The 5,036-nt window shown below is 43.5% G+C and carries 6 protein-coding genes; 3 read left to right on the top strand and 3 right to left on the bottom strand.

Annotated elements, in window-relative coordinates:
* Positions 1–141: 141 nt before the first annotated feature.
* Positions 142–1,044 (bottom strand): prenyltransferase, encoded by a 903-nt coding sequence (locus K8S13_RS18750; RefSeq protein ID WP_291464923.1) that lies wholly within the window; start codon positions 1,042–1,044, stop codon positions 142–144.
* Between the two features lie 27 nt (positions 1,045–1,071).
* Entirely contained in the window at positions 1,072–1,836 is a 765-nt protein-coding gene (locus tag K8S13_RS18745; RefSeq protein ID WP_291464921.1) for an IclR family transcriptional regulator, read from the bottom strand.
* A 151-nt stretch (positions 1,837–1,987) separates the two neighbouring features.
* On the opposite strand from K8S13_RS18745, the gene K8S13_RS18740 reads away from it, so the two are divergent.
* The 3 genes from K8S13_RS18740 to K8S13_RS18730 are packed head-to-tail and all read left to right on the top strand — an operon-like array spanning position 1,988 to position 4,714.
* Entirely contained in the window at positions 1,988–2,251 is a 264-nt protein-coding gene (locus K8S13_RS18740) for a hypothetical protein (RefSeq protein ID WP_291464919.1), read from the top strand.
* Between the two features lies 1 nt (position 2,252).
* Positions 2,253–4,193 (top strand): aldehyde ferredoxin oxidoreductase family protein, encoded by a 1,941-nt coding sequence (locus K8S13_RS18735; RefSeq protein ID WP_291464917.1) that lies wholly within the window; start codon positions 2,253–2,255, stop codon positions 4,191–4,193.
* A gap of 20 nt (positions 4,194–4,213) precedes the next feature.
* The gene (locus K8S13_RS18730) at positions 4,214–4,714 is read left to right on the top strand and encodes a 4Fe-4S dicluster domain-containing protein (RefSeq protein ID WP_291464915.1); all 501 of its coding nucleotides are present in this window, start codon (positions 4,214–4,216) and stop codon (positions 4,712–4,714) included.
* 95 nt (positions 4,715–4,809) lie between these two features.
* Here the strand turns inward: K8S13_RS18730 and K8S13_RS18725 are convergent.
* A partial coding sequence (locus K8S13_RS18725) for an ABC transporter substrate-binding protein (protein WP_291464914.1) occupies positions 4,810–5,036 on the bottom strand: 227 nt, incomplete at its 5' end.

Below are 5,036 nucleotides of genomic sequence, written 5' to 3'. Positions count from 1 at the left end.
ATTGTGTTCGGGTATGTTGTCATCCATACATCACCTTTTGAGCAAAGTGTAATTTTTCTTTTGATGATAAGTATGACAGCAATGGCAGTTATCCGTTTAATGCCTTTTGTACGCCATCCTGGTGAAGTGTTGTCAAATTAGCTAAATCCCTAAAATAATACCTAGGGCAAGCAGGATATGAGTCGCCAGGATCAGGACAACGTTTTTACCCATAAATGGAATCAGATCCGCAATTGAATCTGCATTTTTCTTAACCCCGGCAAATGTATAAATCGCAAGGACTGCACATATCAGGGAGATAAGGCTCTGTACCGGAATGAGCCCTAAAAGCCATCCAGCGACAATGGAAAAATAGGTTAAAGCCAGGAAAAGGCCATAAATTATTACACAGGTCTTTTTCCCCACAGCAATGGGGAGATGTTTTCTGCCGATTTCCCGGTCTGGATCAATATCAGGGAATTGGTTTAACAAAAGCAGATCGCTTACCAGAAAAAATGGCACCATGGATACAGCAAAAGACGTCCATGAATAGGTCCCGGTCAAAACAAAATTCGTCCCCATGACCATCAAGTGACCGAATCCAAGGCCCGGAGCAATGAGACAAAGGATCGGGCTTTTTGTGATCCACTTGGTATAGGCCATCATAATCAGTACTCCGGACAACCCAACCGGCAGGAGTAGCCATCCCCTGACATATATGAAATAAAAACCGATAAGAATGGTGATAACCAATGATCCCACGCCGATAATCAGGGCGTGATGTGCTTTTTCCGGATTTTCGGGAATCGCTTTACTGCCACCGCTGAACGGGGTCTGGATGGTTTTGAAATCAAGCCCTGTTTTAAAATCATCGTATTCATTCAAGGCATTGACGCTGATATGCGCTAAAACCGCCCCCACCAGGACAAGTACCAGGTGTAAAATATCAATGGTACCGCCGGAATATAAAGCTGTTGCCACACCAAGGCCCACACAGGTGGGGGGCAGCACAAGAAACGGTATCCGCATGGAACCCAGGGCAACACTCTTTTTATTATCTTTCATTTATTAACCTCTACTTGCTATAGGGTGTTATTGCTGGAGTGACAATTTTTTATTGATTCTATCGGCAGCATCTATAGTTTGTTCGATAATAGCCGGTATCTTTTTAGGGGTCATGGAAGCCTTAAATCCAACTACCCAGATGGCAGGGATATAGCCACCATACTGTTTAATGGGAGCTGCAACCGCTCTGACACCTGAAATATACTCTTCGTCATCAGTGGAAAAGCCGGCTTTGCGAACTTTTTCCAGTTCTTTGGCATATTGTTTCGGATCGGTAATGGTATTGGGCGTGAATCTGACCCAATGATTTGAGTCAAAATATTTTTGTAAATCCTTTGGTTCCATCATGGATAAGAATAATTTTCCGGTTGCCCCTGCCAGCAATGGAAGAGCTGTTCCAATGGGAGATGTGATTTTAAAGTCTTTTCTGGATTCCACAATGTCGATAACCGTTACCCTGTCATCGTTTCGTATGCCGAGGAATACAGACTCCTGACATTGTTCCATCAATTCCTCCATAATGGGTCGGGCAACATTTTTAAAATCAATTCTCTCATAAGCAGCCTTTCCAAGTTCCATGAGGGTAATGCCGATGGTATATCGTTTTGAAACAGAATCGCGGTTAATGGCTCCCTGGTCTTCCAGGGCAGCTGTGATGCCATGGACTGTACTTTTGCTGATATTCAGCATGCTTGAAATCTCACTGATTCTTAACCCATGTGAGCTTTGGGAAATTGCTTTCAGGATAATAAATGCTTTTTTAACAATTGGCGCTTGATATTTTTTTGTCATCGTTCACCATAATGAATTTTTAATTTTCACAATATAGCTAAAAATTAGCTTGACAACCATATAATAATAATATTTACTATGCTTGTGTTCATTATTATGAATTTTACAAAAAAGCAATTAAAAATTTTAACTTTAACAAAGGAGGGTCACTATGGCAGTCGATACCAATAAGTTGTCAGGCGCCGAAAGTCTGCGTAAAACCAGAACCTACGGTAAATTTAGATGCCATAATCCAACCTGTATGGGCAGGCTGGAACCAAAACCGGGAGACAAACATGTAAAATGCCCGGTTTGCAAGTGTGAATTCCGAGTGGCATGGATTCGTCCGGATTTTCCAAGAATCCGCGGGCCAGTCTGGGAAGTAAACAAGAAAATTGCCGAGGCAGCATTTAAAAAGAAGATGGAGGGTAAATAATATGGCATTAGATAGAAAGATTGCATATATTAACCTTACCACCGGAGAGGTAGAGGTTAAACCGATTCCTCTTGATGTCAGGAGAAAATTTCTCGGTGGTAGAGGGCTTGATGCATATCTGTTATTGAATCATTCAGGAAAAGGCTGTGATCCGTTAGGACCGGATAACCCGCTGATCGTCAGTGGTGGTATCCTTACGGCAACCTGTGCATCGGCCACAGCAAGAACTCATATAATGGCCAAATCTCCTTTAACAGGACTTTTGGGCTCCGCTAATATGGGCGGATTTTTTGCCCCTGAAATGGCATGGGCGGGATTTCATCACCTCGTGATTAAGGGTAAGGCTGAAAAACCCAGTTATATTTATATTCATAACGGTGAAATTGAAATTCGTGATGCAGAAAATATCTGGGGGAAAACTACCACAGATACCCAATGGGCCATCCGTGATGAGCTCAATGATCAGGAAGTAAAAGCACTTGTTATCGGACCTGCCGGTGAAAATCTTGTGGCATTTGCCAATGTCATGACCGGTATAAAAAATGCCGGCGGCAGAACCGGAATGGGGGCTGTCATGGGTTCCAAAAACCTTAAGGCAATTGCCTGCAGGGGAACCATGGATATTAATATTGCCCATCCCATTGAAGCCCTTGAATATAACAAGCGTTTTATCGATCAGATCACATCTGCAAAGGTAAACAAGACCCAGGGTACTCTGGGAACACCTTTTATCTGGGGTGCAACAAATTCCTGGGGCGGGGTTCGTACCAGAAATTTCCAGTATAACCAGTGTGAATATGCAGATGATATCGAACCTGAAGCAATCGATGATATCTGTGAAGAGACAATGGGACCCTATCATATGTCCGGTTGTTTTGGATGCCAGGTTCATTGCCGTGCTCAGTACAGAATTCCTTCAGGTCCGCTTAAAGGGACATATGACGAAGGTCCTGAGTATACATCCCAGGGTGCATTTGGCGGTGAAACAGACACGCCGAGGGCTGAAACGGTTCTTGTGGGGAACCATCTTGTTGATCAATATGGTATGGATAACCTTGAAACAGGTTCTTTGATTTCATGGGCAATGGAACTTTATGAAGAAGGTATTATTTCCAGCAAAGATACAGACGGACTGGATCTTCGGTTTGGCAACGATGAAGCTGTTCTTGAAATGATTGAACGCATTTGCTTTAGAAAAGGTAAAGTTGCTGATGCCCTTGCAAACGGTGGCATTCCCGCTTCTAAAACCTTTGGTAAAAATTCTTTTGATTATCTGATTCAGGTAAAAGGGATGAGCAACCTTCATTCCGATGAAAGAGCTACCCCGGCACTGGCATTGAATATTGCAACCTCTTCCAGGGGATCTGATCATTTAAGAAGCCGTCCGGCCATCGATCTTTATCATCTGCCTGAAAAAGTCTTGAGAAAGATTTATTCCAGTCCGATTCCCTACGAAGGCCCCCTGTCTTCCGAGCATACTGAATATATCGGAAAAGCCTGGGAGGTTTTCTGGCAGGAAAACTGCTACATGGGAGTAGACTGTCTGGGTATCTGCAAGTACCACACCACATTTCTTGGTGCGACACTGCCGAATTTTGAGGACTGGCCAAAAGTACTGTATTACAATACAGGGCTTGAGTTCACTCCTGAAGAGCTGTGGGATATTTCTGAACGCAGCAACATGGTAGAAAGACTTTTCAACTTAAGGGAAGGTTTGACAAGAGAAGACCTTGAAAAGGGCGATATGATCAATCATCGGTATTTTGATGAGCCCTGTAGAAGAGGTGCACCTGATGTTGTTGGATTAACAATAGACAGGGAAAAATTCACTGTGATGATTGATGAATTTTACGAGCACAAAGGACTTGATAAAAAAGGCAAACCAAAGGCAAAAACCCTGAAACGGCTTGGGCTGGAAAATGAGCCCTCTCATATGCTGTAAAAGTTTGAAAGGAGTATATCATGGAAAATAAGGATAAAGTCCTTATGATAAACCCTGAAAAATGTACAGGGTGCAGATTATGTGAACTGGTATGTGCGGTTAAACATGACGGGATTTCAAACCCGGCCAGAAGCCGTATCAGAATAATGAAATGGGAAATGGACGGGGTCTACATCCCCATGGCCTGCCAGCAGTGTCAGGATGCGCCGTGCATGAGTGTCTGTCCTGCCAACGCAATTTCCCGCAATGATGATCTCAACATAATTGAAGTGGATTATGACAAATGTATCGGCTGCCGCTCATGTGTGGCTATCTGTCCGTTTGGAGCCATGGGTTTCAATTCAATTGACAGAAAGGTCTTCAAATGCGACCTGTGTGATGGTGATCCCCAGTGCGTCAGATTTTGTGAAGTTGAAGCCATTGAGTATGTTGATGCAGATGATGTTGCCATCATCAAAAAACAGGAAGCAGCTGCAAAACTTCATGCAACCAGCAATAAAGTTGCCCTGAAGAGCGCTTAAACCCAAAAGGTCTGACCCGGTCAATGGCCGGGGCAGACCTTCACGACTAATCCACTAATCCGGCCATTAAACAAATGATTCAACATCTAAAATCACTATTTGAGTTCAACAAAAATACCATTCTGCACCTGAAAAACAGAAAAACCCGTACCGGTTGCATCACCGCGCTCATCAAAACTGATAGTACCAATGGGTGTTTGTACGGATTCTGATTTAAGGGCTTTGGACACTTTGTCATAGTCCAGTGATCCTGCCTTCTCAACGGCATTGGCAAGTGCCAGTACTGCAGCATAGGCATTCAGAAAAAATGCGCCGGGTTCCT

It is taken from the genome of Desulfobacula sp. (genome assembly GCF_021107415.1).
Note: the sequence above shows the minus strand (reverse complement) of the source record. Positions and strands in the feature narration are given on the sequence as shown.